Origin of the sequence: Marinobacter sp. G11, assembly GCF_021282325.1 — a bacterium.
Taxonomy (GTDB): domain Bacteria; phylum Pseudomonadota; class Gammaproteobacteria; order Pseudomonadales; family Oleiphilaceae; genus Marinobacter; species Marinobacter vinifirmus.
Genome location: NZ_JAJSPB010000005.1, coordinates 148981 through 175949, shown reverse-complemented (window position 1 = coordinate 175949; position 26969 = coordinate 148981). Strand labels below are relative to the sequence as shown.

The window sequence follows — 26969 nt, the reverse complement described above, 5'->3', positions numbered from 1 at the left end:
GTTGCCCCGGCGAGGGGTGGACTGTGGTATGCTTGGCGGCTTGTTGAAGAATAAATGTGGGTGCGGAAAAAGGCCCCGTAACGACTTCCAGATAACGCAAAGGAACCTTTCTCGATGGGTGAGTTAGCCAAAGAGATCCTGCCGGTCAATATTGAAGACGAATTGAAACAGTCCTACCTCGATTACGCCATGAGCGTTATCGTTGGCCGGGCCCTGCCGGATGTGCGCGACGGCCTCAAACCGGTGCACCGGCGGGTTCTGTTCGCCATGTCCGAGCTGGGTAACGACTGGAACAAGGCGTACAAGAAGTCTGCCCGTGTGGTGGGTGACGTTATCGGTAAATACCACCCCCATGGCGACTCTGCGGTATACGACACCATCGTTCGTATGGCTCAGCCGTTTTCGCTGCGCTACCCGCTGGTTGATGGCCAGGGTAACTTCGGTTCCATCGACGGCGACAACGCGGCCGCCATGCGTTACACCGAAATCCGCATGGAGAAGATGGCGCACTCGCTGCTGGCGGACCTGGAAAAGGAAACGGTCGACTACGTAGACAACTACGACGGCACCGAGCGTATTCCGGAAGTCCTGCCCACCCGCGTACCGAACCTGCTGGTGAACGGCTCCTCCGGTATCGCCGTGGGTATGGCCACCAACATTCCGCCCCACAACCTGACCGAAGTTGTTAACGGCTGTCTGGCGCTGATTGATAACCCGGACCTGACCATCGATGAACTGATGGAATACATTCCGGGCCCGGATTTCCCGACCCAGGGCATCATTAACGGCCGTGCCGGCATTGTCGAGGCCTACCGCACCGGTCGTGGTCGTATCTATATCCGTGCCCGTCACGAGATCGAGCACGACAACAAGACCAACCGCGATGCGATCATCATCACCGAGCTGCCTTACCAGCTGAACAAGGCGAAGCTGATCGAAAAGATCGCCGAACTGGTCAAGGAAAAACGCCTTGAGGGCATCACCGAGCTGCGTGACGAGTCCAACAAGGAAGGTATCCGGGTTGTTATCGAACTGCGCCGTGGTGAAAACCCGGAAGTGGTGGTGAACAACCTTTTTGCTCACACCCAGCTGCAGACGGTGTTCGGCATCAATATGGTTGCGCTGCTGAACGGCGAGCCGAAGATCCTGAACCTGAAGCAGATGCTCGACGCCTTCGTGCGCCACCGTCGCGAAGTGGTTACCCGCCGGACCATCTATGAGCTGCGCAAAGCCCGTGAGCGTGGTCACATCCTGGAAGGCCTGACCGTAGCCCTGGCCAACATCGACGAGATGATCGAACTGATCAAGGCTTCTCCGAGCTCTGTTGAAGCCAAGGAAAAGCTGATGTCCAAGGGCTGGGCGCCCGGCGACGTCCTGGCCATGCTGGAACGTGCTGGTGAAGACGCCTGCCGCCCGGATGACCTGCCGGAATTCTACGGCCTGCGCGATGGCCTGTACTACCTGTCACCGGAGCAGACCCAGGCGATCCTGGATATGCGCCTGCACCGCCTGACCGGCCTGGAAACCGAAAAGCTCCAGAACGAGTACAAGGAAATCCTCGAGAAGATTGCCGGCCTGCTGGAAATCCTGGGTGATCCGGACCGCCTGATGCAGGTTATCCGTGAAGAACTGGAAGCCGTGGTGTCCGAGTTTGGTGACGAGCGCCGTACCGAAATCACCAGTTCCCAGCGTGACCTGACCATCGCAGACCTGATTGACGAAGAAGACCTGGTGGTTACCATTTCCCACAGCGGTTATGCCAAGACCCAGGCGGTTGAAGATTACCAGGCCCAGCGCCGTGGCGGTCGCGGTAAGGCCGCTACCTCGATGAAAGATGAAGACTTTATCGAGAAGCTGCTGGTCGCCAACTCCCACGATACCATTCTGTGCTTCTCCGACCGCGGTAAGGTGTACTGGCTGCGAGTGTTCGAGATTCCCCGTGGCAGCCGTGGTTCCCGTGGTCGCCCGATGGTCAATATCCTGCCGCTGGACGAAGGTGAGCGTATTACCACCTTCCTGCCAGTGCGTGATTATCCGGAAGACCAGTTTGTACTGATGGCCACCTCTGCCGGTGTGGTCAAGAAGACCCCGCTGCCGAACTTCTCCCGTCCGCGCAGTAGTGGCCTGATTGCCCTGAACCTGGACGAAGGCGATACCCTGATTGGTGCAGCCATCACTGACGGTTCCGCCGAGGTAATGCTGTTCTCGACTGCCGGCAAAGCGGTGCGGTTCCGCGAGGACCAGGTGCGGCCCATGAGCCGGACTGCCCGTGGTGTGCGCGGTATCAAGATGCCGGAAGGCCACCATGTGGTGTCGCTGATTATTCCGCAGGACGGCGGCGTAATTCTCACCGCCAGTGAACACGGTTACGGCAAGCGTACCGCCATCGACGAATTCCCGGCCTACAGCCGTGGCAGTCAGGGCGTTATCGCCATGCAGTGCTCCGAGCGTAACGGCAACCTGGTAACCGCCCTGCAGCTGTTCGAAGGCGACGAGATGATGCTGATTTCGGACAAGGGCACGCTGGTGCGTACCCGTACCGATGAGGTCTCTGTACTCAGCCGGAACACCCAGGGTGTGCGCCTGATTCGCCTGGCGCAGGAAGACGAGCGCCTGGTGGGTGTTGAGCGGATTGCAGAATCTGATGATGACGATGCCGATGCGGAAGATACCGATGCGGGCGTTGACGTAGACGTTGAAGGCGAGGAAACCGAAGAATGAGCAGGGCGTTTAATTTCTGTGCGGGTCCGGCCACCTTGCCGGAGGCTGTGCTGAAGCAGGCTCAGAGCGAAATGCTCGACTGGCGCGGCACCGGCATGTCGGTGATGGAGATGAGTCACCGCAGTGACGAGTTTGTGGCGATTGCCGAAACGGCTGAAAAAGACCTTCGGGAACTTGCAGGAATATCAGACGATTACGCCGTACTCTTCATGCAAGGTGGAGCTTCCAGCCAGTTCTCTACCATCCCGCTGAACCTGCTCGGTGAAAAGACCTCTGCCGATTATGTGAACACCGGTATCTGGTCCAAGAAAGCCATCGCAGAGGCCAGCCGTTACGGCAATGTGAATGTGGTGGCCAGCTCTGAAGACAGCGGTTTTACCACCATTCCGGACCAGGCGGTATGGACTACGAATGCCGATGCGGCGTACCTGCATTACACGCCGAACGAAACCATTGGTGGCCTGGAATACGATTTCATTCCGGACAGCGGCAAGGTGCCGCTGGTGGCGGACATGTCTTCCACCATGCTGTCGCGCCCGGTAGACATCAACAAGTTCGGGCTGATTTACGCCGGCGCCCAGAAGAACATCGGGCCGTCTGGCCTGGTGGTTGTGATTATCCGCAAGGACCTTCTGGGCAAGGCACGCAAGGAAACGCCGACGATGATGAACTATCAGGTCATCGCCGATAACGATTCTATGTACAACACGCCGGCGACCTATTCCTGGTACCTGTCCGGCCTGGTGTTCAAGTGGCTGAAAGAGCAGGGCGGCGTGAAGGCGATGGGCGAGTTGAATGCCCGCAAGGCGAAGAAGCTGTACGACTTCATTGATACCAATGATTTCTATGCCAACCCGATCGAACCGCGTTTCCGTTCCTGGATGAACGTGCCGTTCACCCTGGCAGACGATGCTCTCAACGGTGAGTTCCTTAAAGGTGCTGAAGCCCGGCACCTGCTGAACCTGCAGGGCCATCGTTCGGTAGGCGGCATGCGAGCCAGCATCTACAACGCCATGCCGGAAGAGGGTGTGGATGCGTTGATTGCCTACATGGCGGAATTTGCGAAGGAGCGGGGCTGATCATGACGGACGAGAAGACCCGTCTGGGTGAGCTGCGGGATGAAATAGACAGCCTTGATCAGCAGATCATGAAGCTGATCAGCGCCCGTGCCAAATGCGCCCAGGAAGTGGCCAGCGTGAAGATGGCAGCCAATCCGGGGCAGGATGTGTTCTTCTACCGTCCGGAGCGGGAAGCCCAGGTTCTGCGCCGTATCAAGGAGCAGAACCCGGGGCCTTTGCCGGCGGAAGAGATGGCCCGCCTGTTCCGGGAAATCATGTCGGCCTGCCTGGCCCTGGAAAAGCCGATGCATATCGCGTTCCTCGGCCCCCTGGGCACCTTCACCCAGGCTGCGGCGCTCAAGCATTTTGGCCATTCCGTGATCAGTGTTCCGTTACCGGCTATTGATGCCGTGTTCCGTGAAGTGGAATCTGGTGCGGCCCAATACGGCGTGGTGCCGGTGGAGAACTCCACCGAAGGCATGGTTAACCACACGCTGGATATGTTTATTGACTCACCGCTGAAAATCTGCGGTGAGGTGCAGTTGCGGATTCACCATCATTTGCTGGTCTCGCCCAAGCACAAAGACCAGGAAATCACCCGGATTTATTCCCATCAGCAGTCCTTTGCCCAGTGCCGCCAGTGGCTGGATACCCATCGTTACGGCATTGAACGGATTACCGTTTCAAGCAACGCAGAAGCGGCCCGCCGTGCGGCTGAAGAGCCGGGCACTGCCGCGATTGCCGGTGATATGGCGGCAGAGCTGTACGGTCTGGAAAAGCTTTCCAACAGTATTGAAGACCGGCCAGACAACACTACCCGCTTCCTGATTATCGGCCAGGAAGAGGTGCCTGCCAGCGGCCAGGATAAGTCATCAGTACTGGTGTCCATGCGGAACAAGCCGGGTGCGCTATACGCCGTGCTGGAACCCTTCCATCGCCATGGCATCAGTCTGACCCGTATTGAAACCCGTCCGTCGCCCAGTGGCACCTGGGCCTATGTGTTCTACATCGATTTCGAAGGGCACATGGATGACGACCAGGTGAAAAAAGTACTCGCTGAAATTGATCAGGAAGCTGTGGAGCTCAAACGCCTGGGCTCATACCCCATTGGTGTTCTCTAAGATTTTACAGACCGGAACCGGAGGAAAGTTGAATGGCAGTGGATTACCAGAGTCTTGCGGTGAAAGGTGTTCAGGCTCTGTCTCCGTATCAGCCGGGCAAGCCCATTGAGGAACTGGCTCGTGAGCTGGGATTGAACCCCGCGGAGATTGTTAAACTGGCCAGCAACGAAAATCCCCTGGGCCCCAGTGACAAGGCAATGGCTGCCGCCCGTAAGGCGCTGGAAGAAATGTGCCTGTACCCGGACGGCAACGGTTTCGACCTGAAGCAGGCGCTTTCGAAGCGTTTTGGCGTGGGCATGAACCAGGTCACGCTGGGCAACGGTTCCAACGATGTACTGGAAGTGATCGCCCGCTGCTTTGCTGACAGCGACAGCGAAGTGGTGTTCTCCCAGTATGCCTTTGCCGTTTACCCCATTGTCACCCAGGCCATCGGGGCCAAGGGCGTTTCGGTACCTGCCAGGGATTGGGGCCATGATCTGGACGCCATGGCCGCTGCTGTAACAGACCGCACCAAGCTGGTGTTCGTGGCCAACCCGAATAACCCCACCGGAACCGTGCATGAAGCGGATGCCCTCGAAGCCTTCCTGGATCGCATTCCGGAGCGGGTGCTGGTGGTTCTGGACGAAGCCTACTGCGAGTATCTGACCGGCGATGAATGCCCGGACGGCATCAAGCTGCTGGCGCGATACCCGAACCTGATCGTCTGCCGCACCTTCTCCAAGGCCTGGGGGCTGGCAGCTCTGAGGGTTGGCTATGCCATCAGCTCGCCGGAAATTGCCGATATTCTCAACCGCGTGCGCCAGCCGTTTAATGTAGACACTGTCGCCCTGGCGGCTGCCACCGCGGTCCTGGAAGACGACGCCTATCTGAACCGTTCCCGGGAAGTGAACGAAGCCGGGCTGCGCCAGCTGTGCGAAGGCTTTGACCGGATGGGCCTGCCTTACATTCCCTCCGCCGGCAATTTCGTGGCGGTAGAAGTGGGCGAGCAGGCGGCCGGTGTGTACCAGGCTTTGCTGGCGCACGGGGTTATTGTGCGCCCGGTAGCCGGCTATGGCATGCCGTGTCACCTGCGGGTTTCTGTGGGCCTGCCGGAAGAGAACGATCGTTTTCTGGATGCTCTTGCCGAGGCACTGGTATCAGCGGGTGAGGGAGGCTGATTTGGCAGCACCTGAGCCTGTTTTTCGTCGTGTTGCCGTTATAGGCCTGGGCCTGATCGGCGGTTCCCTGGCCAGCGCAATCCGCAAGTACCGGCTGGCCGGTACCGTAGTGGGCTTTGACCGCAAAGCGGAAGATGCGGCTTTGGGGGTTGAACTCGGCGTTATTGACGAGGCCGCTGAAAGTGTTGAGCAGGCGGTGCGGGGCAGTGACCTTATCGTGCTGGCGGTTCCGGTGCGGGCTACCCGGGCTGTGCTCGAACAGATTCAGCCGTTTCTTGCAGATGATGCCTTGCTGACCGACGTCGGAAGCACCAAGTCGAGCTTTGTTGCGGATGTGGAGGCCGTTTTCGGCACCTTACCCGCAAATGTCATTCCCGGGCATCCCATTGCCGGCTCAGAGAAGAGCGGTATTCGCGCTGCTAACCCGGAACTGTTTGCCCACCATAAAGTCATCCTGACGCCAGCCGAAAGCGCGATTCCTTCGGGTGTCAGCAGGCTCACGGCACTGTGGGAAGGCACCGGAGCCACGGTGCTGACCATGTCTGTGGCCTATCATGACGAAGTGCTGGCGGCTACCAGTCATTTGCCGCACCTGATCGCTTTCTCGCTGGTGGACACGCTGGCGGGTGAAGACGAGAATATGGACATCTTCCGGTACGCGGCCGGCGGTTTCCGGGACTTTACCCGGATTGCGGCCAGCGATCCGGTCATGTGGCACGACATTTTCCTGTCAAACCGCGATGCTGTGCTGCGGGTGATTGACCACTTTACCCAGGACCTCGACCAGCTTCGGTCTGCCATCGCCGCCGGTGATGGCGCTACGCTGCTTCGGGTATTCAGTCGCGCCAAGGCGGCGCGTGAACATTTTTCCAAGATGCTTTCAGGGCAGGCTTACGTGACGAATAACAGTGACAAGCAGGTGACTTTCCTAATGCAACCCGGCGGTTCTGTCCGGGGTGATATCCGGGTGCCGGGTGACAAGTCCATGTCTCACCGCTCCATCATGCTGGGTGCCCTGGCTGAGGGAATTACCGAGGTTAAGGGTTTCCTGGAAGGCGAAGACAGCCTGGCGACTTTGCAGGCGTTCCGGGATATGGGTGTAACGATTGAAGGCCCGGAAGACGGGTTTGTCCGCATCCACGGTGTTGGCATGAACGGCCTGCAGGCGCCTCGGGGCCCGCTGTATCTCGGCAATTCCGGTACCGCGATGCGTTTGTTTGCCGGACTGCTGGCTGCGCAGCCGTTTGACTCTGAACTCTCCGGAGATACCAGCCTGTCCAAGCGCCCAATGGGCCGAGTAGCCGACCCGTTGCGCGCCATGGGTGCGGTGATTGATACCGCAGAAGGTGGTCGTCCGCCCCTGAAGATCCGGGGCGGGCAGCACCTCACTGGTATTCACTACGACATGCCGGTGGCCAGTGCCCAGGTGAAGTCGTGCCTGTTGCTGGCAGGGCTGTACGCCGAAGGTGTGACCTCCGTAACCGAGCCTGCTCCTACCCGCGACCACACCGAGCGTATGTTGCAGGGTTTCGGCTACCACGTGCACCGTGATGGCGCCACGGCCAGTGTTACCGGCGGTGGCAAGCTGACTGGCGGTGCAATCGATGTGCCGGCGGATATTTCCTCGGCAGCGTTCTTCCTGGTGGCGGCAAGTATTGCCCCGGATTCCGACCTGACCCTGCGCCATGTCGGTATGAACCCGACCCGTGTTGGTGTGATCAATATTCTGCGCCAGATGGGCGCAGATATTGAGGTGCTGGAAGAGCGGGTGATTGGTGGCGAGCCGGTGGCTGACTTGCGGGTTCGCTCCGCGAGCCTGAAGGGTATTGATATCCCGGAAGACCAGGTGCCGCTGGCCATTGACGAGTTCCCTGTGCTGTTCATTGCCGCCGCCTGTGCCGAGGGTCGCACCGTGCTGCGCGGCGCCGAGGAATTGCGGGTGAAGGAAAGCGACCGTATTCAGGTGATGGCTGACGGCCTGGCTGCGCTGGGCGTGGAAACCACGGTAACGCCGGATGGCATCATTATTGACGGCGACCAGGCAATAGGGGGCGGCACCATCGAAAGCCATGAAGATCACCGGATTTCCATGTCGTTTGCGGTTGCATCGTTGCGGGCTAACGGCCCGATCCGGATCAACGATTGCGCGAACGTAGCTACCTCGTTCCCGGGCTTCGTTGAGCTGGCAAAGCAGACAGGAATTCAGATCAGTACAGAAGGTGTTCAGTAATGACCCAGACCAAGGCTCCGGTAATCGCCGTGGATGGCCCGGGCGGTTCCGGTAAAGGCACCATCACCCAGATGCTGGCCAGGAAACTGGGCTGGCACCTGCTGGACAGTGGCGCGCTCTACCGCCTGACTGCCCTGGCGGCAACCCGGCAGGGCGTTGCCCTGGACGATGAAGCCGGGCTGGTGAAAGTGGCGGCGACCCTGGATGTGGCGTTCGAGCCGACCGGGGAAGGGCACCCGGTTAAAGTGGTTCTGGCCGGCGAGGATGTTACCTCGGAAATCCGTACCGAAACCTGTGGTGATAACGCCTCGAAGGTTGCGGTTATGCAGCCGGTTCGCGATGCCCTGCTGCAGCGGCAACGGGATTTTCGCCAGTTACCGGGCCTGGTGGCAGACGGCCGTGATATGGGAACCGTGGTGTTCCCGGACGCGCCGGTCAAGATCTTCCTGACCGCCAGTGCCGAAGAACGGGCCAGGCGACGCTACAACCAGTTGATGCAAGCGGGTGTCGATGTTAATATTGACGCCCTTTTGGAAGAGATACGGGTACGTGACGAGCGGGATATGAACCGTTCAGCGGCCCCTCTCAAGCCTGCAGATGATGCGCAAGTCATTGATTCTACGGGTTTGAGTATAGAAGAGGTGTTAGACAGGTGTATGGCCGCAGCAGGTCAGGCCTGACTACACCTTTTTGTCGTTGGAATGCCGGAAGCAGCGCAAATTGCCAGCCGCTGGCTGATTCCGGAAATCACTAACAGACCGTGTTGCTGGCGGCACGGAGCACACTTGCGTTGATCATATAGGGCACATAATGAGCGAGAGCTTTGCGGATCTTTTCGAAGAAAGTTTGAAAGAAATCGATATGCAACCGGGTTCCATTGTTCAGGGAACCGTTGTAGACGTCGATAACGACTGGGTCACCGTTAACGCCGGACTGAAGTCCGAAGGCGTTATCCCCGCCTCCCAGTTCCTGAACGAAAAAGGCGAGTTGGAAGTAGCTGTCGGCGACGTTGTCGATGTGGCTCTCGATGCAGTTGAAGACGGTTTCGGTGAAACCCGTCTGTCCCGTGAGAAGGCCAAGCGCGCTGAAGCATGGAAGGTACTCGAGAAGTCCTTCGAAGCTGAAGAAGTTGTTAAGGGTATCATCAACGGTAAGGTCAAGGGTGGTTTCACTGTTGATCTGGCTGGCATCCGTGCCTTCCTGCCGGGTTCCCTGGTAGACGTTCGTCCGGTTCGCGACACTGCGCACCTGGAGAACAAAGAACTCGAGTTCAAGGTTATCAAGCTGGACCAGAAGCGTAACAACGTGGTTGTTTCCCGCCGCGCCGTTCTGGAAGCTGAAAACAGCGAGCAGCGTGAAGCTCTGCTGGAAACCCTGACCGAAGGTCTGGAAATCAAGGGTATCGTCAAGAACCTGACCGACTACGGCGCGTTCGTAGATCTGGGCGGTGTTGACGGCCTGCTGCACATCACTGATATGGCCTGGAAGCGCATCAAGCATCCGAGCGAAATCGTGAATGTGGGCGACGAAATCAATGTTAAGGTCCTGAAGTTCGATCGCGAGCGTAACCGCGTATCCCTGGGCCTGAAGCAGCTGGGCGAAGATCCGTGGGTCGACATCAAAGGCCGTTACCCGGAAAGCTCCAAGGTTACTGCACGCGTAACCAACCTGACTGACTACGGCTGCTTTGCCGAGCTGGAAGAAGGTGTGGAAGGTCTGGTTCACGTATCCGAAATGGATTGGACCAACAAGAACATCCACCCGTCCAAGGTTGTTCAGGTAGGTGACGAAGTTGAAGTGATGATCCTGGATATCGACGAAGAGCGTCGTCGTATCTCCCTGGGTATCAAGCAGTGCGTATCCAACCCGTGGGAAGACTTCTCCAGCAACTTCAACAAGGGTGACCGCATCTCCGGTAAGATCAAGTCAATCACTGACTTCGGTATCTTCATCGGTCTGGATGGCGGCATCGACGGCCTGGTTCACCTGTCCGATATCAGCTGGAACGAGACTGGCGAAGAAGCCGTTCGCGAGTACAAGAAGGGCGACGAAGTTGAAACCGTTATCCTGTCTGTTGATCCCGAGCGTGAGCGTATCTCTCTGGGCATCAAGCAGCTGGAAAGCGATCCGTTTGCCGAGTTCGTTCAGCTGAACGACAAGGGCTCCATCGTTAAGGGTACTGTTTCTGCAGTTGACGCCAAAGGCGCCACCATTGCCCTGAACGAAGAAGTTGAAGCGGTACTGAAGGCTTCCGAAATCAGCCGTGACCGCGTAGAAGACGCGCGTAACGTTCTGAAGGAAGGCGAAGAAGTTGAAGCGAAGATCATTAGCATCGATCGCAAGAACCGCGTCATCAACCTGTCTGTTAAGTCCAAAGACGTAGAGGACGACAAGCAGGCCCTGGAAAATGTACGCAGCAAGGCTGCTGAGTCCTCAGGTGCCACCACTATCGGTGACCTGATCAAGGAACAGATGCAGCAGCAGAACGCCAACAAGGAATAAAATTCCGATTGGTGTCAAAAAAACGGGCTCTAAGAGCCCGTTTTTTTTGTGTTTTTTTCTGGTTTGGCTAAACTAGAGGCATTGGAATCCGGTAAGTGACCACGGAATAATAACGACAGAGGGAAACGCCTCATGACGAAGTCCGAACTGGTAGAACTGATTGCCTCGAAGCAGACTCAGCTCTCCGTCAAGGATGTTGAGCTCGCGGTTAAAACGGTCATCGAGCATATGTCCCAGGCTCTTGCTGATGGTCAAAGAATTGAAATCCGGGGGTTTGGTAGCTTTTCCCTGCATCACCGGGAAGCCCGCACCGGTCGCAACCCGAAAACCGGGGAAGCGGTTCAATTGCCTGCCAAGTTTGTGCCCCACTTCAAGCCTGGTAAAGAGTTGCGTGAGCAGGTGAACGACAGTCTGAAAAAAGGCTTCTGAACCACGCCCGCACTGATCAAAGGACACCGTAGCATCGGGCGATTTGCCCGTCTGGAGCGCAAACGACATGGCTGGACTGCAGAAGATCCTTATCACCGTTCTGGTTCTGCTTCTTATATTGTTGGCGCTGGTGTTTTCGCTCAACAACCAGATGGCGGTCTCGCTCAATTTCCTGTTGTTTGAGACCCAGCCTCACGGTGTGGCAGTCTGGATTATCATGTCCTTTGTGATTGGCGCGCTGATTGGCGTGCTGATTACCATGCTCGCAACATTCCGTACCTCGGTATCTCGCCGTAACCTTCAGAAACGACTTGATCGTGCCGAGCAGGCACTTGAAAAATCCAGGGCCGAAAACGACCGGACGTTGTAATGGATATGGTGTTTAACTGGCTGCTTCTGACAGTAGCGGTTGCCGCCGGCTGGGTCGTTGGGCGCTACAGTAAGCAGCGCCATCGTTCCCGCAAGAGCATTGATAACGAAGATTCGGTTCGGGATCGTCTGCAGTTTCTCTTTACCAACTATTCTGACCAAGCGGTCGAAAACTTTGTGCAGTCCCTGGCTGTTAACCGGGATACCGTCAGCCTTCATCTCTCTATTGGCAGCCACTTCCGCAACAAGGGCGAAACCGACCGGGCGATTCTGATACACCAGAACCTGCTTGCCCGTCCGGAGCTGCCGGCACGCTACACCCCCCAGGTTACCTTTGAGCTGGCCATGGATTACCTGAACGCAGGTCTCCTTGACCGGGCCGAGGCGCTGTTTCACCAGTTAATGGGTGATCGCGAGTACGGCCGCAGGGCTGCCCGGGAATTAATCGAGCTGTACCAGCAGGAGCGGGAATGGGAGAAAGCCGCCCAGGTGGCCCAGACGCTGACCCGCTCCGATGCTGACCCCGCCATGTTCAAGACCCTGGCCTACATAACCTGCGAACTGTCGGATGCAGCCCTCAACAAAGACGACCGCTGGACATCCCAGAAGCTCGCCAAGGAAGCCCTCGATTACGATCGCTCCTGTGTCAGAGCGACCCTTCTGCTGATGAAAATGCAGATACGCCAGGGCAACTACCGGGAGGCCGGCAATCAAAGCCTGAAAGTATTCGAGCAGAGTCCGGACTTTGGCCCGGAAGCCGTGGACCGTCTGATGAAATTAGAGCGGGAGCATGGCGACGTAGGCCGGTTGGTGAAGAAACTGCGCAAACTCTACGAGCAATATCCCGGCACCAGTTTGCTGTTGGCGCTGGTAGAATCCGTCGAGCGCTCGGCAGGGCGCCCGGCAGCGATTGACCTGCTGCGCCAGGAGCTGGAACTCCGGCCCTCCGTTCGCGGCTTGCTGCGCCTGGTTGAAATTGCCGGATATGAAAAGGGCATGACCACCGATGAAGGCCGGTTGGTAAGCCGGATAGGGCACCTGATCCTCGCCAACCGGCCAGTATACCGCTGCGTAAGCTGCGGTTTCTCCGGCCAGCAACTGCACTGGTTATGCCCGAGCTGCAAGCAATGGGAAACCGTCAGGCCCATTCAGGGCGTCGAAGCGGAATAACGAACTTAATTTACCGAATGCGGAACTCTACTGTGCAAACCCTTAACGACCCGAAAATCATCGTCGCCCTGGACTTTCCCTCCCAAGGCCCTGCGCTGGCCCTCGCTGACCAGCTGGACCCGGCCAAGTGCCGCCTGAAAGTCGGCAAGGAACTGTTCACCCGCTCCGGCCCGGAACTGGTCAAGTCGCTGCAGGGCAGGGGCTTTGACGTGTTCCTGGACCTGAAATTCCACGACATCCCGAACACCACTTCAGCCGCCGTTGCTGCGGCAGCCGACCTGGGCGTCTGGATGGTGAACGTGCACGCCTCCGGCGGGGAAAAAATGATGGTGGCCTGCCGCGAGCGCCTGGAGTCCTTCGGTGCCGACAAGCCCTTGCTGATTGCCGTTACCGTGCTTACCAGCATGTCTGACGCCGACCTCGCCGGCATCGGCATCACCGACTCCGCAGAAGCCCAGGTATCCCGCCTGGCAGCCCTCACCAGAAACTGCGGCCTGGATGGCGTCGTCTGCTCCGCGCAGGAAGCCCCGCGCCTGAAAGCCGAGCAGGGTGCCGACTTCCAGCTAATCACCCCGGGAATCCGCCCACTGTCCGCCGACAAAGGCGACCAGCAACGCATCATGACCCCAACCGATGCCCTCAAAGCCGGCTCCGACTACCTCGTCATCGGCCGTCCCATTACCCAGGCATCTGACCCCCTGGCTGCCTTGGAGGCTATTCACGCTGAGGTGGTGTCAGTCTAACTTCGGTTAAAGCGCCCACTCCGCACCTAGCCTGCCGGGTTCGCGGGTAGGGCGCGGATGGGTGTCCCTCCCCACCTCGCCATACTCCAGGCCCCGCAGGCTAGGGCCAGAACCTGACAATGCCACCATCAGTCCCAGGAAGAAAACCATAAACGAGGCATAAAAAAAGCCCGCTAATTCAGAGAACTAGCGGGCTTTCGAAATAGTGGCTCCCCGACCTGGGCTCGAACCAGGGACAAACGGATTAACAGTCCGTTGCTCTACCAACTGAGCTATCGGGGAACGTCGTCATGTGACGAGGCGCGTATATTAAGTTGGCTATACCGCCTCGTCAACCCCCTGACTAAAATTTTTAGCCAAGGGCTTTCTGCAAACGCTCAATAGCCTTTTGCAGGTTATCCATGCTGGTGGCAAAGCTCAAACGCATATGGCCAGGGCTGCCGAAGGCAGAACCCGGAACCAGGGCAACGCCGGCTTCGGTCAGCAGTTTCTCGGCGAATTCTACGTCTGTACTCACGCCTTCGGTGGCGTCGATAGCGCCCTGGAAGCTCGGGAACACGTAGAAAGTGCCGTCGCCGTAGGGGCATTCAACGCCCGGCAGTTTGTTCAGGGCGTCTACCAGCCAGTCGTGGCGCTCTTTGAATGCCTTGACCATTTCACCCACGCAAGCCTGGTCGCCATCCAGGGCGGCAGTCGCGGCAGCCTGGGAGATGGAGCAGGGGTTGGAGGTGCTCTGGGACTGGATTTTCTTCATGGCGCCGATGATTTTCGCCGGGCCGGCCGCGTAGCCGATACGCCAGCCAGTCATGGAGTAGGCCTTGGACACGCCGTTCAGTACGAAGGTGCGGTCGTACAGTTCCGGGCAGGCGTTCAGGATGTTGCAGAACGGCTTACCGGTCCACAGGATCGGCTCGTACATGTCGTCTGTGGCGATCATGATGTTCGGGTGCTTTTTCAGCACTTCACCAATGGCCTGCAGCTCTTCCAGGGAGTAGGCCATGCCACTGGGGTTGGACGGGCTGTTGATCACGAACAGGCGGGTGCGCTCGGTAATGGCGTTTTCCAGCTGTTCCGGGGTGATTTTGAAGCGGGTGTCTACGGTGGTTTCGATGATCACCGGTTTGCCTTCCGCTACCAGCACCATGTCCGGGTAAGACACCCAGTAAGGCGCGGGGATGATGGCTTCGTCGCCTTCGTTCAGTGTGGCCAGTGCCAGGTTGAAAAAGCTCTGTTTGCCACCACTGCTTACCAGTATCTGGTTGGCTTCGTAATCCAGGCCGTTGTCCCGTTTGAACTTCGCAATAATCGCTTTCTTCAGGGCCGGCGTACCATCAACGGCGGTGTACTTGGTCTGGCCGTTGTTAATGGCTTCAATGGCTGCCTGTTTGATGTGCTCGGGGGTGTCGAAGTCCGGCTCGCCAGCACCCAGGCCAATGATGTCCTGGCCAGCCGCGCGGAGTTCTGCGGCTTTGTTGGTGACTGCGAGGGTGGGGGAAGGCTTGATCGCCTGTACTCGGCTGGAAAGTTGAAGGTCCAAACTTGAGCTCCTTAAAGCTGCGTCTTATGGGCTGCGATCGGCCGGGCAACTGTGGAGCCAAAGGTGCGGGCTGTTTTTCTACCCAGCCGTCGATCGCACAGATGGTATCATGAAGCAGCCAGAACACTAAATTTCTTGTAGGGGTTGTGCCGTATTGCGGCCAGCGCCAAACCCGGAGGTTAACCGCCCGTTATGGCCAGTAAAGTATCCAGTGTCGCCCGTGAAGGAGTGTTCCGTGTCGACTCTCCCTATCAGCCTGCCGGCGACCAGCCCAAGGCGATTGCCGGGCTGGTGGACGGCATTCATTCAGGGCTGGCGCACCAGACCCTGCTGGGGGTGACCGGTTCCGGTAAAACCTTCACCATTGCCAATGTGGTGCAGGAAGTTCAGCGCCCGACCATCATCATGGCTCACAACAAGACCCTGGCAGCGCAGCTATACGGCGAGTTCAAGGAGTTCTTTCCGGATAACGCGGTGGAGTATTTCGTGTCTTACTACGATTACTACCAACCGGAAGCCTATGTGCCGTCTTCCGACACCTTTATCGAGAAAGACGCCTCCATCAACGAACACATCGAGCAGATGCGCTTGTCTGCCACCAAGGCGCTGCTGGAGCGGCCGGATGCCATTATCGTGGCCACGGTGTCTTCCATCTATGGTTTGGGTGATCCCGAATCCTACCTGAAGATGATGCTGCACCTGGATCGGGGCGATCAGATTGATCAGCGCTCGATCCTGCGCCGGCTGGCCGAACTGCAGTACACCCGTAGCGATATCGAGTTCCACCGCGCCAATTACCGGGTGCGCGGCGACGTGATCGATGTGTTCCCGGCGGAATCCGAGCGCGAAGCCATTCGCATTGAGTTGTTCGACGACGAGGTGGAAAACCTCAGCTACTTCGATCCGCTCACCGGGGAAGTGCTGCGCCGGGTGCCCCGGGTGACCATTTACCCGAAATCCCACTACGTGACGCCCCGGCAAAAAGTGCTGGATGCGGTAGAGAATATCCGTGCCGAGCTGGAAGTACGGCTGCAGCAATTGCGGGACAACCACCGGCTGGTGGAAGCCCAGCGGCTGGAGGAGCGTACCCGCTACGACATGGAAATGATGATGGAGCTGGGCTACTGCAACGGCATCGAGAACTACTCCCGCTATCTGTCGGGCCGCGCCCCGGGCGAGCCGCCTCCTACCTTGTTTGATTACCTGCCACCCAATGCGTTGCTGGTGGTGGACGAGTCCCACGTGACCATTCCGCAGATCGGCGCCATGTACAAGGGCGACCGCTCCCGGAAGGAAACCCTGGTGGAATACGGCTTCCGGCTGCCGTCGGCACTGGATAACCGGCCCATGCGGTTTGAGGAATGGGAGCGGATTGCGCCGCAGATGATCTTTGTGTCTGCCACTCCCGGCAACTACGAAGCGGAACACGCCGGCCAGGTGGTGGAGCAGGTGGTGCGGCCTACCGGCCTGCTGGACCCGGAAATCGAGGTGCGCCCGGCGTCTACACAGGTGGACGATTTGCTGTCGGAGATTCACAAGCGGGTGGCGGTGCAGGAGCGGGTACTGGTGACCACCCTGACCAAGCGCATGGCGGAAGACCTGACCGACTTCCTGATGGAACACGACATCAAGGTCCGGTACCTTCACTCGGACATCGATACCGTGGAGCGGGTGGAGATCATCCGTGACCTGCGCCGGGGTGAGTTTGATGTGCTGGTAGGCATCAACCTGTTGCGGGAAGGCCTGGATATGCCAGAGGTGTCACTGGTAACCATTCTGGATGCAGACAAAGAAGGTTTCCTGCGCAGCGAGCGTTCCCTGATTCAGACCATCGGCCGGGCAGCCCGTAACCTGAACGGCAAGGCGATTCTGTACGGCGACCGGATAACCGGTTCCATGCAGCGGGCCATTGATGAAACCGAACGCCGTCGCGCCAAGCAGTTAGCTCATAACGAAGAACACGGCATTACCCCCAAGGGGCTGAACAAGAAGATTGCCGATGTGATGGAAGGCGCCACCGGTGGTGGTCGTGGCCGGCGCAAGGCGGAGCGCCCGGGCCAGAAGGCGGCGGAAGAAGCAGAAAGTTACCTGGTGAAGGCGGGCAAACGCTCACCGGAAGACCTGCTCAAGGAAGTCGCGCGCCTTGAAGATGATATGTACAAGGCCGCCGCAGACCTGGACTTTGAAACGGCCGCCCGTCTGCGGGACCAGATTTCCGAACTGAAGGAAGCGGCTATTCGTACTGGTTGATCAGGACCGCTTCGGCCCGACGATCACCGCAGCCTGCAAGGGCTGGTTGCGGCCATAGCGAGACATCTTGTCGAATACCCGGCGGTCGATGGGCAGGTATTGCTTATCGGCCACGGTTTCGCCTTCTTCGGTGTCGATTTCCGGGTCGTGCAGGTACACGAAGTCTTCGTCGATGGCGCATACCGTCACCCAGTGCGGTACCCGGCTGCGGTTCAGCTGCCAGGTGCTGATCAGGATCACCGGAATACGGCCTTGGTGCAGGGCTGCTTCCATGGCGTCCAGCGTCAGCGGGTCGTGGTGCAGCTGGATATCGGTCCGGCCAATGTCATGCAGGAAGCCTTCGTGCACCAGTTCCAGTACCCGTTTCTTGTCATCGTTGCGGACGGTGTCCTTGAACAGGGCGCCTTCCTGGCTGATCCACGCACTGGCCTCGAAGCCCCGGTGCCAGGCAGACAACGCCAGGCCGTGGGGGCCGCAACCGCCGTGGCCGGCGAGCATGAAAATGGTGGTGGCTTCGCGCCAGATTTTCAGCTCTTCCAGCGTGCTGACGGGCTGCTGCTCATCCAGGGCGGCCATGGCCATGATCAGTGCCGACGGCCCGCAGGTAAACTCCGTCGTCTGGGGGTAGTAGGGCACCGGCAGGAATTCCCGGGATGGCTCGTAATACAGAATGCGCCGTTCGAACCGCAGGGCGTTGCCGTGGTCTTCGTAGTAATCCCGATAGGTGCCGAACTGGCGATAGCCCAGCCGCTTGTAAAGATTGATGGCGCCGGTGTTGTCTTCCCGAACTTCCAGGCGCATCAGAATCCGGTCTGCTTCTACCGCTTCTTTCTCTGCCTCACGAACCAGCTTCTCGCCCACGCCCCGGCCACGAACCGAGGGTGATACCGCAATGGAATAGATGCGGGCCAGGCGGGTGGCCGCATTCATCAGCACCAGACAGTAGCCCACCAGTTCAGATTCCTGCCGGGCGACTATCAACCGGTCTCTGGGCATGTCCAGGAAACGCTTGAAACTGCGACGGGATATCCGGTCTTCAGAGAAACACCGCTGTTCCAGTTGAACCAATGCATCAAGGTCTTTAGCGACGGCTTGTCGGAGAATTACATCGGTCATGTTTCTGGGTGTCCCGGGTGTATCAGGCGGAAATGGCGGGCGCCGTTCCTGCAGCTATTATGGTAGAGAGCGCCGTGTTCCGATAGCCGGCCGTGATGCGTAAAAGCACGCATCGAAAGCCGATTGTGAAGTACTGTGCGCCGGCGTATTGTTGCGCGAAATAACCCCGGCTGAACCTTCAGGGAGGAATGCCGCTGATGTCCCGCTTGTTGATTGTTGTGGACCGTGCCAAAGACTGGGCGCCTTACTACCCCAGCGAAGATGTGCTTACCTTTGACCAGTACTTGCAGTTTACCGCGCCGGCTAACAGCCGGGTGCGGGTGATCAACCTGTGCCAGAGTGGCAAGTACCTGAGCCGGGGTTACTACTGCTCCTTGCTGGCCGAAGCCCGCGGCCATCATGTGGTGCCGTCGGTGATGACGCTGAATGACCTCAGCCGCAAGGGCCTTTTCTCCCTGGAGCTGGAGGAACTCGACAGCAGTGTTATCCAGTGGCTGGAAAAAGAGGCCCGGGAAATTGACCCGTCTACCGATGCCCGGGAAGCGACCCATGAGGTGCGGATTCGCACCTATTTCGGCCAGGCCGAGCATCCGGACCTGAAGCCGGTGGCCCGCGCCCTGTTCGAGCGTTTTCCCTGTCCGATTCTTGAAGTGGTGTTCCGGCACCGGAAACAGTGGCAGATCGAGTCCATGAAGCCGGCGTCTCCGTCTGACCTGGGTGAGTCTGAACAGGATGTCTTTGCCTCTGCACTGGATCGGTTCAGCAGCATGGTCTGGCGGAAACCCCGCACCCGCCGGCGTTACCGGTTCGACCTGGCCATGCTGGTGAACCCGGATGAGGAAATGCCGCCGAGTGATGAGGCTGCCCTGAAACGCTTCGAGAAGGCAGGGCGCAAGCTGGGTATCAATGTGGAGCGGATTACCCGGCGGGACTATATGCGGTTGCCGGAATACGACGGCCTGTTTATTCGGGAAACCACTGCCATTGACCATCACACCTACCGGTTCGCCCGCAAGGCAGAAGCCGAGGGCATGGTGGTGATTGATGACCCGGTTTCCATTCTGCGCTGTACCAACAAGGTGTTCCTGGCGGACCTGTTGAAGAACAACAAGGTGCCCACGCCAAAGACCCTGATCCTGTCGAAAGACCAGAAAAACGCGGTTGAGCAGGTGGCGCAGGAACTGGGCTTTCCGGTGGTGATCAAGATACCGGACGGTGCTTTCTCGCGGGGTGTGGCCAAGGCCCGGGATGAGAAGGAGCTACGGGCGGGTCTGAAAGAGTTGTTCAAACAATCGGCCTTGGTGCTGGCCCAGGAGTACTTCTATACCGATTACGACTGGCGTATTGGTGTGCTGGGCGGCCGGGCGATTTACGCGTGCAAATACATGATGGTGAAAGGCCACTGGCAGATTTACCAGCATGGTGGCGCGTCGGTGGAGAGTGGCGGCTTTGAAACCATGCCCACCTACGAGGTGCCGCGCAACGTGATTCAGGCGGCGCTGAACTCCACGCGCCTGATCGGTAACGGCCTGTACGGTGTAGACATCAAACAGGCCGGTAACCGGGTTGCGGTGATTGAAGTGAACGACAACCCGAGCATCGATTCCGGCGTCGAGGACAAGTTCCTGGGCGGTGAACTGTATACCCTGATCATGCAGGAGTTTTTGTCCCGCATGGAGGAAAACCGCCGCCGCTGATCCCGGTTAAGCGAGGCTGCCGGGTCAGGTGGCCGCCACCCAGACCCGGACGCTGCCAAACCAGGGGTAATCGGCAAGAACCTGGCGGACGGTTTCGTTGGTCAGTTCCGGGGCGGGGTGATCCTCGTCCAGGAACAGTTCCAGGTGCACCCGGTTTTTCAGGTAATGAAGGCGGAGCTTGCTGTGGTGGGGCAGCTCGCCCAGGGCGTTCTGAAGGTATTCCCGCACCTGCTCGCGGGAGGGAAGGTCCGGCTCGGTGGGGTGGGGGTACTTCTCGTCGTTCTCGGCATCGATGTGGAAATTGATATCGAGGATGTTGCCAAGGGCCTCCCGCATGGCGGCAACCACCTTCATGCCAATCTGATGGCCTTCCGACACGCTGATTTCCGGGCGTACCACCAGGTGAACGTCCAGCAGGATATCGTGGCCCATCCGGCGGCTGCGCAGTTCGTGAACATTGCGAACGCCATCGGTCTCCATGGCAATGTTCATAAGCATGCGGGTATCTTCTTCAGAGAGACCGGTATCGACCAGTTCCTTCACGCTGTCCCAGGTGAACTTCCAGCCAATGTGGATAATGATGCCGGCAATAACCACCGCGGCGACGACGTCCAGCCACACAAACCCAAGCATTGCGCCGATGGTGGATACCAGCACCACAACTGATGAGAACGCATCGGTGCGACTGTGCCAGGCATTGGCAATCAGCAGGTCAGAACGGATGCGGATACCAACGTGGCGGGTGTAGCGGTAAATCCACTCCTTGCTGCCAACGGAAATAGCCGCCGCGACCAGAACCGGCCAGCCGGGAACTGCCAGGTCTTCGCCGGACAACAGGCGCAGAATGTTCTCCCAGGCTAGGGCTGCACCTACGGCAATCAGGATGCTGCCCAGAAGCAGGGTGCCCAGCGTTTCGATGCGCTGGTGGCCGTAGGGGTGGTCGGCATCCGGGCCTTTCCGGGATAACCGCATGACTGCCAGCACCACCCAGTCAGAGACTACGTCGGTAAAGGAATGGATGCCGTCGACGACCAGGGCCTGGGAATGGAAAAGAGTACCGCCAATGACTTTTATGACACCGAGAAAGGCGTCAAGAAACATCCCGATCAGGGTAACCCGGGAGGCAGCATGCTTTTCCTTTTCCAGGTCGGGCTGTGCGCGGTGATGTGCTGGGGAAGGCTGTTCCATTATCCGTGGCTCCGGGGATTTCTGACAGTGGCCAGTATAGCGTGAACAAGCGCTTGACAGGGCGGGATTAATCAAGAAAGACGGATCGATTTATGCACATGATGACAAATCGGTTAACCGTTAGCATTTTGCTCCAACTTTCGTCAAATCTTATTTTTAGCAATGTAAGACATTGAAAAATAACAACAAAAAGACTGGTTAAAAAATGATCAATTTGTAGGCTGGCGCAGTTATCAAGGGGTAGAAACGTTTGCCCCGACGTTTTCAACAGGGTTATCCACAGATTCCGTGGAAAAGCCGCGCGAGCCCTTTGAACATGGGGCTTAAGGATACATTTACCGGTTCAGGAGGATGGTGTGGAAAACTTCCGGTATACTCCGGCCACCCTCTGGCAAGGAGTTTTCTGATGTACGGCGTTGTTCGAAACCTGCTGTTCCGGCTGCCCCCGGAAACCGCTCATAATGTGACACTTAATAGCCTGGATGTAGCCCATAAACTGGGTATGTTGAATGTATTTTCAAAGCATCCCGCGCCTTGTCCGGTCAATGTCATGGGGCTGGAATTTCCGAACCCGGTCGGGCTGGCCGCAGGTCTCGACAAAAATGCCGACCATCTTGATGCCCTGGGTGCGCTGGGCTTCGGTTTTATTGAAGTGGGCACGGTTACGCCCCTGGCCCAGCCGGGTAATCCCCAGCCCCGCATGTTCCGTTTGCCGGAACACCAGGCCATCATCAACCGCATGGGCTTTAATAACGAAGGGCTGGAGCACCTGGTTCACAATGTGCAGCACCGTCGTTACCAGGGTGTATTGGGCATTAATGTGGGCAAGAACAAAGACACCCCCAACGAAGACTCCGAGCTGGATTACCGAAAGGGGATTGCAGCGGTCTATGGGCACGCCGACTACATTACGGTGAATGTGTCTTCGCCGAATACGCCGGGCCTGCGGGACCTGCAGTTTGGCGACTCCCTCAAGCAGTTGCTGCATGCCATCAAAGACGAGCAGACCAGGTGCCACCAGGCTCAGGACCGCTATGTGCCCGTTGCTGTAAAAATTGCGCCGGATATGGACGACGACGGTATTCGTTTTGTGGCTAACGCGCTGCTCGAGGCGGGCCTGGATGGCGTGATTGCCACCAATACTACGATCAGCCGTGAAGCGGTTCGCGGCCACCGGCACGAACAGGAAGCGGGTGGTTTGAGTGGTGCCCCGGTGCGCGAGGCCTCCCTGAGGGTGATTCAGGGGTTGTATGCCGAGCTGGGTGAGCGTTTGCCCATTATCGGCGTGGGCGGCATTACCGATGGCGAGAGCGCAGCAGAGAAAATCCGGGCAGGGGCGAAACTGGTACAGATCTACACAGGCTTCATCTATAAAGGCCCTGCGCTGATTAACGAAGCAGTAGAAGCGATCAGGAAAGAACAGCAAAAACGGTGAGGCCAGAAAGAAGGTGGGCCCGCTGAGCGGGCCCTTGCGGGGAATGAACCCCGTAGCGCTTCTTCGCATGGTACGGGGCGGGAGGCCCCGTTTTGGTTGCTCTGGTTACTGCTTTAATTGTTGTGTTGGTGTGTGAAAAAAACAGATCAGGGTTAAACGGGGTCTGCCAACACCGCAGTTACGTGGCGGTTACGTTGGCAAGCTTGTGGATGCCGGATACGCCGGTCATGCCCTCCCAGTTATCTGTGCGGCCTTCGCGCCACCCGTTCAGCCATTCCTGACGTACTTCTGGCTGATCAATGGGGCAGCTGTCTTTGGATTTGCCGGACACGCCAGCGAGATAACCCCGCTTGAATGCACGAGCGTACATGTCTCTCTTCTGTCTTTTCATGCCGTTCCTCACTGATGGATTAACAGAACAAGCGTGTACACATCTGCAGTGACCGTGGCATGGGTACCCAGTCCGGGATATCCCCCTATTGCCAGCTCGGGCCAGAGCAGTCAGGATCCTGTTAACGGAAGCACTTTCTACTGGCTTCCGGAACGACGCGTCATGTACAAGGTAAGACGAACCTTGAGCGGAAGTACACTACTTATTTCATCTATGTGAACCTTTTCTTATAGGTTTATTGCATATCGATGACAGCCCAAAATCGGGTTTTGCTGCCAATCCGGCGGCTTACCGGCTTCATCAGGAAAACCAGGAGTTTATTTTGTCCAAACATGTATTTTTCGTAACCTGCCCGAAGGGCGTTGAGTATCTCCTGGCTGATGAACTGGAAAGTTTTGGTCTGGCACAGGTGCGTAATGCGCCGGCGGGAGTCTGGGTAGAGGGCACGCTGGAGTCGGGCTACCGTGCCTGCCTGTGGTCTCGCCTGGCCAACCGGGTAATGCTGCACATCGCCGAGGTAGGCGCCCGCAGTGCCGAGGAACTTTACGAAGGCGTGGTGTCGCTGGACTGGCAGGCCCATATCCCTGCGTCTGGCAGTTTCCGCGTGACCTTCCTGGGCCAGAACGAAGAGATCCGTAACACCCAGTTTGGTGCCCAGAAAGTTAAAGACGGTATCGTTGACAGCATCCGCGGTGCCGGCATGCCACGGCCGTCCGTCGCCCCGAAAGACCCGGACGTGACCATTTCAGCTCGCCTGAACCGGGGCCGGTTGGCGGTGGGGCTCGACCTCAGTGGCCACAGCCTGCACATGCGGGGCTATCGCACGGAGAAAGGCCTGGCACCCCTGAAGGAAAACCTGGCGGCCGCCTTGCTGATGCGTTCCGGCTGGCCGGACATTGCCGCTGCCGGTGGTGACTTTGTTGACCCCATGTGTGGTTCCGGCACCCTGCTGATTGAAGCCGCTTTGATGGCCCTGGATATCGCTCCGGGCCGCCGGGTCGAGCGTTTCGGGTTCGAAAAATGGCCTGGCCATCAGCCGGAACTCTGGCTTGGACTACGCCAGGAAGCGGAGCGCCGCGCCCACGAAGGTAAACAGAAACGGATACCGGCCTTTGCCGGTTTCGACCAGGACAGCCGTGTTATCGATACCGCCCGAAACAACATCCGCCGGGCCGGCCTGGATAACCTTGTGCAGGTTGAGGTTCGGCCGGTTGCCGGATTTGAACGGCAGGAAAGCTGGGCCGGACAGGGCCTGGTGCTGACCAACCCTCCTTACGGTGAACGCCTGAGTGAGCGCAAAGAACTGGCCGGCCTTTACCAGGCTCTTGGCGAAGTGGTGCTGCGTGAGCTTCCCGGCTGGCGTCTGGCAGTGTTTACTGGCGCTCCGGAGTTCGGAAAGTCCATCGGCCTGCGCAGCTTCAAGCAATACAAGCTCTTCAACGGAAAACTGCCGGCACAACTGCTGTTATTCGAAATCCAGCCCGAAAATGCCCGCACCCCCCGGGACCCTGCAGCGCCCGGCCAGGTGATGCCCCGGATCGCCAATCCCGAGCGGGCAGACATGCTGCGCAACCGGCTGAAGAAAAACCTGAAAACCATCGGCCAGTGGGCCCGGAAACAGAACATTGGCTGCTATCGCCTGTACGATGCGGACATGCCGGAGTACGCCCTGGCCATCGATATCTACGAGGGCAGGGTGCATGTGCAGGAATACCTGGCCCCGAAATCTATAGACGAAAAAGCCGCCAGGGAACGCCTCGCCGAAGCCATGGCGGTCATCCCGGAAGTGCTGGAAGTTGCGTCGGAAAACCTGGTCTGTAAACAACGCCAGCGCCAGACCGGCACCAAGCAGTATGAAAAACAGGCCGCAACCGGTGAATACTTCAACGTGCACGAACACGGCTGCACCCTGAAAGTAAACCTGAAAGATTACCTGGACACCGGCCTGTTCCTGGACCACCGCCCGGTACGCCACTGGATACAGCAACATGCCCGGGGCAAACGCTTCCTGAACCTGTTCTGCTACACCGGCGCAGCCACCGTACACGCAGCCGTTGGCGGCGCCAGCCGGTCCCTGAGCCTGGATATGTCCAAAACCTACGTCAGCTGGGCGCAGGACAACCTGGCCCTGAATCGGGCAGACTCCCGCAAGCACGTAGTGGAACAGGCCGACTGCCTGGCCTGGCTGGCCGACCGCAAAACCGCCAACCAGACCTTCGACCTGATCTTCATGGACCCGCCCACCTTCTCGAACTCCGCCAGAATGGCCGGCGTTCTCGACATCCAGCGGGATCACGGCGCCATGGTTCGGCAGTGTATGGAGCGGTTATCCAGTGATGGCTTACTGATCTTCTCCAACAACTTCCGGAAATTTAAGCTTGATGAAGATCTGGAGCAGGAGTTCGAGGTTAAAGAGGTAACGGCGAGCACTCTGGACAAGGATTTCCAGCGGAATCAGAAGATTCACCGCTGCTGGCATATCCAACATAAACTTACTGATTAAGCGTCAGTTTAGTGGCGGCCTGCACCGGAAACGGGCCGCCAACTCAGAACTCGAAACGAATGCCGGAAGAAAACTGGAAGGCATTGGCACTGGTATCGGTATCTTTGAACAGCTTGCCACCTTCCAGCACCAGGTACGTGCTATCCAGCAGTTCGAAATCGATACCGGCAAGCCAGCTGAAGCTGAAACTGCTGGAAGGGTAATCCCCCACGTAATCCCGGAACTGCCCGTTGGCATCGGCGTCCGGGTTGTCCAGTGTTGCCTCGCCGCTCACGTGGGTGAAGCCTGCCTGCGCATAGACATTACCAAGCTCACCAATCGGGTAATGCAGCCCCATGTACCAGCTTCCGAAATAGTCGATCGCCAGGCTCAGGTCACCTCGGGAGATCTCGGCATCCTTATAGCCACCGCCCAGGCGGATTTCAGCGTGGATCAGGTCATTCAGGTGGCCACCGATCACCAGCGTACCCGCCTGGCCCCAGCCGTCTTCCTTGGAAATGCCTATGGAGCGATGTTCCAGTGCCGTGGCCAGTAATCCGATGTAGTGTTTGTCCGAGCGGGGAGTTTCTGACGAGGCACCTTCCTGGGCGCATACAACCGGCGGGAATAAAACCGCGGTCACGAGGCTGGCGCAAAGCAGGGGAGATGTGATTTTTTTCATTATGGTCCGGCGTCCTGTCGTCATGGATACTGACGCCAGATTCTGCCTTGTGTAACGGGTTGTTACGCAGACGCCGGTCACACTTCCCCGCCTGAAGGCCGGTTACAGGTCGTCCAGCAGGCCTTCTTCCTGGGCCAGCAGGAGCAGGGCATAGACGCCGTTTTCCGGGAGCTGTGGTTCAAGGCCTTCATCGAACAACAGCTGCCGCCGGCGGTCCTCGATGGCTTCGCTGTCCAGGCCGGTGATCAGTTCGGAAACAGGGGCGACTTCGAAGGGGGCATCCTGGCTTACGGCGCTGAAAATCAGGTCGACCAGGAGTTCATCCGGGTCTATGCCGTCTACGTAAACTGTCTGGTCCGGCAGGTCCTGGTGCAGCTCTTGTACCAGTTCCAGTAGCGGCACGCCCTGTTCTTCCAGGTACAGTAGATCGATATCCCCCAGACCCCCGTCTTCCGGAATCCAGGATTCTTCCGGCGTGATCACCACGGTTTTCATCTGGCCATCTGCAAGCGACCAGGCAATGGCAACGGGAAACAGGGCATCTTCGGTCTGGCAGTATTCGATGTCCAGAAAGCGGGGTATCGACACGGGCGACTCCGGTAAATATTGTTGGGTGAGTATAGTCACTGACGGCGCGCGCTGTAGGAGCATTGCCGGCTTCGTGCCATACTGTAGCGGCCATTATCATGCA

Annotated in this window: 21 protein-coding genes and 1 tRNA gene; 15 read left to right on the top strand and 7 right to left on the bottom strand. The window is 58.2% G+C overall.

The window, feature by feature from the left end; translation table 11 throughout:
* Window positions 1-114: 114 nt before the first annotated feature.
* From gyrA to pyrF, 11 genes are all read left to right on the top strand, one after another.
* Window positions 115-2721 carry a DNA gyrase subunit A gene (gene gyrA / locus LWH94_RS05380; protein WP_058340480.1) on the top strand — a complete coding sequence of 869 codons (2607 nt, stop codon included), beginning with the start codon at window positions 115-117 and terminating at the stop codon, window positions 2719-2721.
* Window positions 2718-3800, top strand: coding sequence for a 3-phosphoserine/phosphohydroxythreonine transaminase (gene serC, locus LWH94_RS05375; RefSeq protein WP_232901484.1), 1083 nt, complete (start codon window positions 2718-2720; stop codon window positions 3798-3800). Before gyrA ends, serC begins: the two co-directional genes overlap by 4 nt.
* 2 nt (window positions 3801-3802) lie before the next feature.
* Window positions 3803-4900 (top strand): prephenate dehydratase, encoded by a 1098-nt coding sequence (pheA, locus tag LWH94_RS05370; RefSeq protein ID WP_232901483.1) that lies wholly within the window; start codon window positions 3803-3805, stop codon window positions 4898-4900.
* 32 nt (window positions 4901-4932) lie between these two features.
* Entirely contained in the window at window positions 4933-6057 is a 1125-nt protein-coding gene (gene hisC, locus LWH94_RS05365; RefSeq protein WP_232901482.1) for a histidinol-phosphate transaminase, read from the top strand.
* A complete protein-coding gene (locus LWH94_RS05360; RefSeq protein WP_442914967.1) occupies window positions 6014-8287 on the top strand; it encodes a bifunctional prephenate dehydrogenase/3-phosphoshikimate 1-carboxyvinyltransferase in 2274 nt (757 codons plus the stop codon). Before hisC ends, LWH94_RS05360 begins: the two co-directional genes overlap by 44 nt.
* Window positions 8287-8967, top strand: coding sequence for a (d)CMP kinase (gene cmk / locus LWH94_RS05355; protein WP_022990023.1), 681 nt, complete (start codon window positions 8287-8289; stop codon window positions 8965-8967). The genes LWH94_RS05360 and cmk overlap by 1 nt, the downstream gene beginning before the upstream one ends.
* Before the next feature lie 130 nt (window positions 8968-9097).
* Complete coding sequence (rpsA, locus tag LWH94_RS05350; RefSeq protein ID WP_022990024.1) at window positions 9098-10789, top strand: 30S ribosomal protein S1; 1692 nt, start codon at window positions 9098-9100, stop codon at window positions 10787-10789.
* A 132-nt stretch (window positions 10790-10921) separates the two neighbouring features.
* Complete coding sequence (locus tag LWH94_RS05345) at window positions 10922-11218, top strand: integration host factor subunit beta (protein WP_022990025.1); 297 nt, start codon at window positions 10922-10924, stop codon at window positions 11216-11218.
* Window positions 11219-11285: 67 nt separating this feature from the next.
* Window positions 11286-11588, top strand: coding sequence for a LapA family protein (locus LWH94_RS05340; protein ID WP_058340484.1), 303 nt, complete (start codon window positions 11286-11288; stop codon window positions 11586-11588).
* Window positions 11588-12757, top strand: a complete 1170-nt coding sequence (lapB, locus tag LWH94_RS05335) for a lipopolysaccharide assembly protein LapB (RefSeq protein ID WP_232901480.1) — start codon at window positions 11588-11590, stop codon at window positions 12755-12757. Before LWH94_RS05340 ends, lapB begins: the two co-directional genes overlap by 1 nt.
* A 32-nt stretch (window positions 12758-12789) precedes the next feature.
* Window positions 12790-13500: an orotidine-5'-phosphate decarboxylase gene (pyrF, locus tag LWH94_RS05330; RefSeq protein WP_232901479.1), complete on the top strand. Its 711-nt coding sequence runs from the start codon at window positions 12790-12792 to the stop codon at window positions 13498-13500.
* A 206-nt stretch (window positions 13501-13706) separates the two neighbouring features.
* On the opposite strand, the gene LWH94_RS05325 is transcribed toward pyrF, so the two are convergent.
* Both LWH94_RS05325 and LWH94_RS05320 read right to left on the bottom strand, forming a co-directional pair.
* A tRNA-Asn gene (locus tag LWH94_RS05325) sits at window positions 13707-13782 on the bottom strand.
* 70 nt (window positions 13783-13852) lie between these two features.
* Complete coding sequence (locus LWH94_RS05320; protein ID WP_094625016.1) at window positions 13853-15037, bottom strand: pyridoxal phosphate-dependent aminotransferase; 1185 nt, start codon at window positions 15035-15037, stop codon at window positions 13853-13855.
* 192 nt (window positions 15038-15229) lie between these two features.
* Between LWH94_RS05320 and uvrB the strand changes: the two genes are divergently transcribed.
* Window positions 15230-17287, top strand: a complete 2058-nt coding sequence (gene uvrB / locus LWH94_RS05315; protein ID WP_232901478.1) for an excinuclease ABC subunit UvrB — start codon at window positions 15230-15232, stop codon at window positions 17285-17287.
* Here the strand turns inward: uvrB and rimI are convergent, their stop codons facing one another.
* Window positions 17288-18403 carry a ribosomal protein S18-alanine N-acetyltransferase gene (gene rimI, locus LWH94_RS05310; protein ID WP_232901477.1) on the bottom strand — a complete coding sequence of 372 codons (1116 nt, stop codon included), beginning with the start codon at window positions 18401-18403 and terminating at the stop codon, window positions 17288-17290.
* Between the two features lie 197 nt (window positions 18404-18600).
* Here rimI and LWH94_RS05305 point away from each other — a divergent pair, with 197 nt between their 5' ends.
* Window positions 18601-20100: a RimK family protein gene (locus LWH94_RS05305; protein ID WP_036219555.1), complete on the top strand. Its 1500-nt coding sequence runs from the start codon at window positions 18601-18603 to the stop codon at window positions 20098-20100.
* Between the two features lie 24 nt (window positions 20101-20124).
* On the opposite strand, the gene LWH94_RS05300 is transcribed toward LWH94_RS05305, so the two are convergent.
* On the bottom strand, window positions 20125-21288 hold the full coding sequence (locus LWH94_RS05300; protein WP_232901476.1) for a cation diffusion facilitator family transporter: 1164 nt from the start codon (window positions 21286-21288) through the stop codon (window positions 20125-20127).
* Between the two features lie 406 nt (window positions 21289-21694).
* Here LWH94_RS05300 and LWH94_RS05295 point away from each other — a divergent pair, with 406 nt between their 5' ends.
* Window positions 21695-22723 carry a quinone-dependent dihydroorotate dehydrogenase gene (locus LWH94_RS05295; protein WP_199457297.1) on the top strand — a complete coding sequence of 343 codons (1029 nt, stop codon included), beginning with the start codon at window positions 21695-21697 and terminating at the stop codon, window positions 22721-22723.
* Window positions 22724-22901: 178 nt separating this feature from the next.
* On the opposite strand, the gene rmf is transcribed toward LWH94_RS05295, so the two are convergent.
* Window positions 22902-23114, bottom strand: a complete 213-nt coding sequence (gene rmf, locus LWH94_RS05290; RefSeq protein ID WP_036219531.1) for a ribosome modulation factor — start codon at window positions 23112-23114, stop codon at window positions 22902-22904.
* Between the two features lie 322 nt (window positions 23115-23436).
* On the opposite strand from rmf, the gene rlmKL reads away from it, so the two are divergent.
* The gene (rlmKL, locus tag LWH94_RS05285; protein WP_232901475.1) at window positions 23437-25617 is read left to right on the top strand and encodes a bifunctional 23S rRNA (guanine(2069)-N(7))-methyltransferase RlmK/23S rRNA (guanine(2445)-N(2))-methyltransferase RlmL; all 2181 of its coding nucleotides are present in this window, start codon (window positions 23437-23439) and stop codon (window positions 25615-25617) included.
* Window positions 25618-25660: 43 nt separating this feature from the next.
* Here rlmKL and LWH94_RS05280 read toward each other — a convergent pair whose 3' ends face one another.
* Together LWH94_RS05280 and LWH94_RS05275 are read right to left on the bottom strand one after the other, a co-directional pair.
* Complete coding sequence (locus LWH94_RS05280) at window positions 25661-26278, bottom strand: outer membrane beta-barrel protein (protein ID WP_232901474.1); 618 nt, start codon at window positions 26276-26278, stop codon at window positions 25661-25663.
* A gap of 102 nt (window positions 26279-26380) precedes the next feature.
* The gene (locus LWH94_RS05275) at window positions 26381-26866 is read right to left on the bottom strand and encodes a hypothetical protein (RefSeq protein WP_232901473.1); all 486 of its coding nucleotides are present in this window, start codon (window positions 26864-26866) and stop codon (window positions 26381-26383) included.
* Between the last annotated feature and the right edge of the window lie 103 nt (window positions 26867-26969).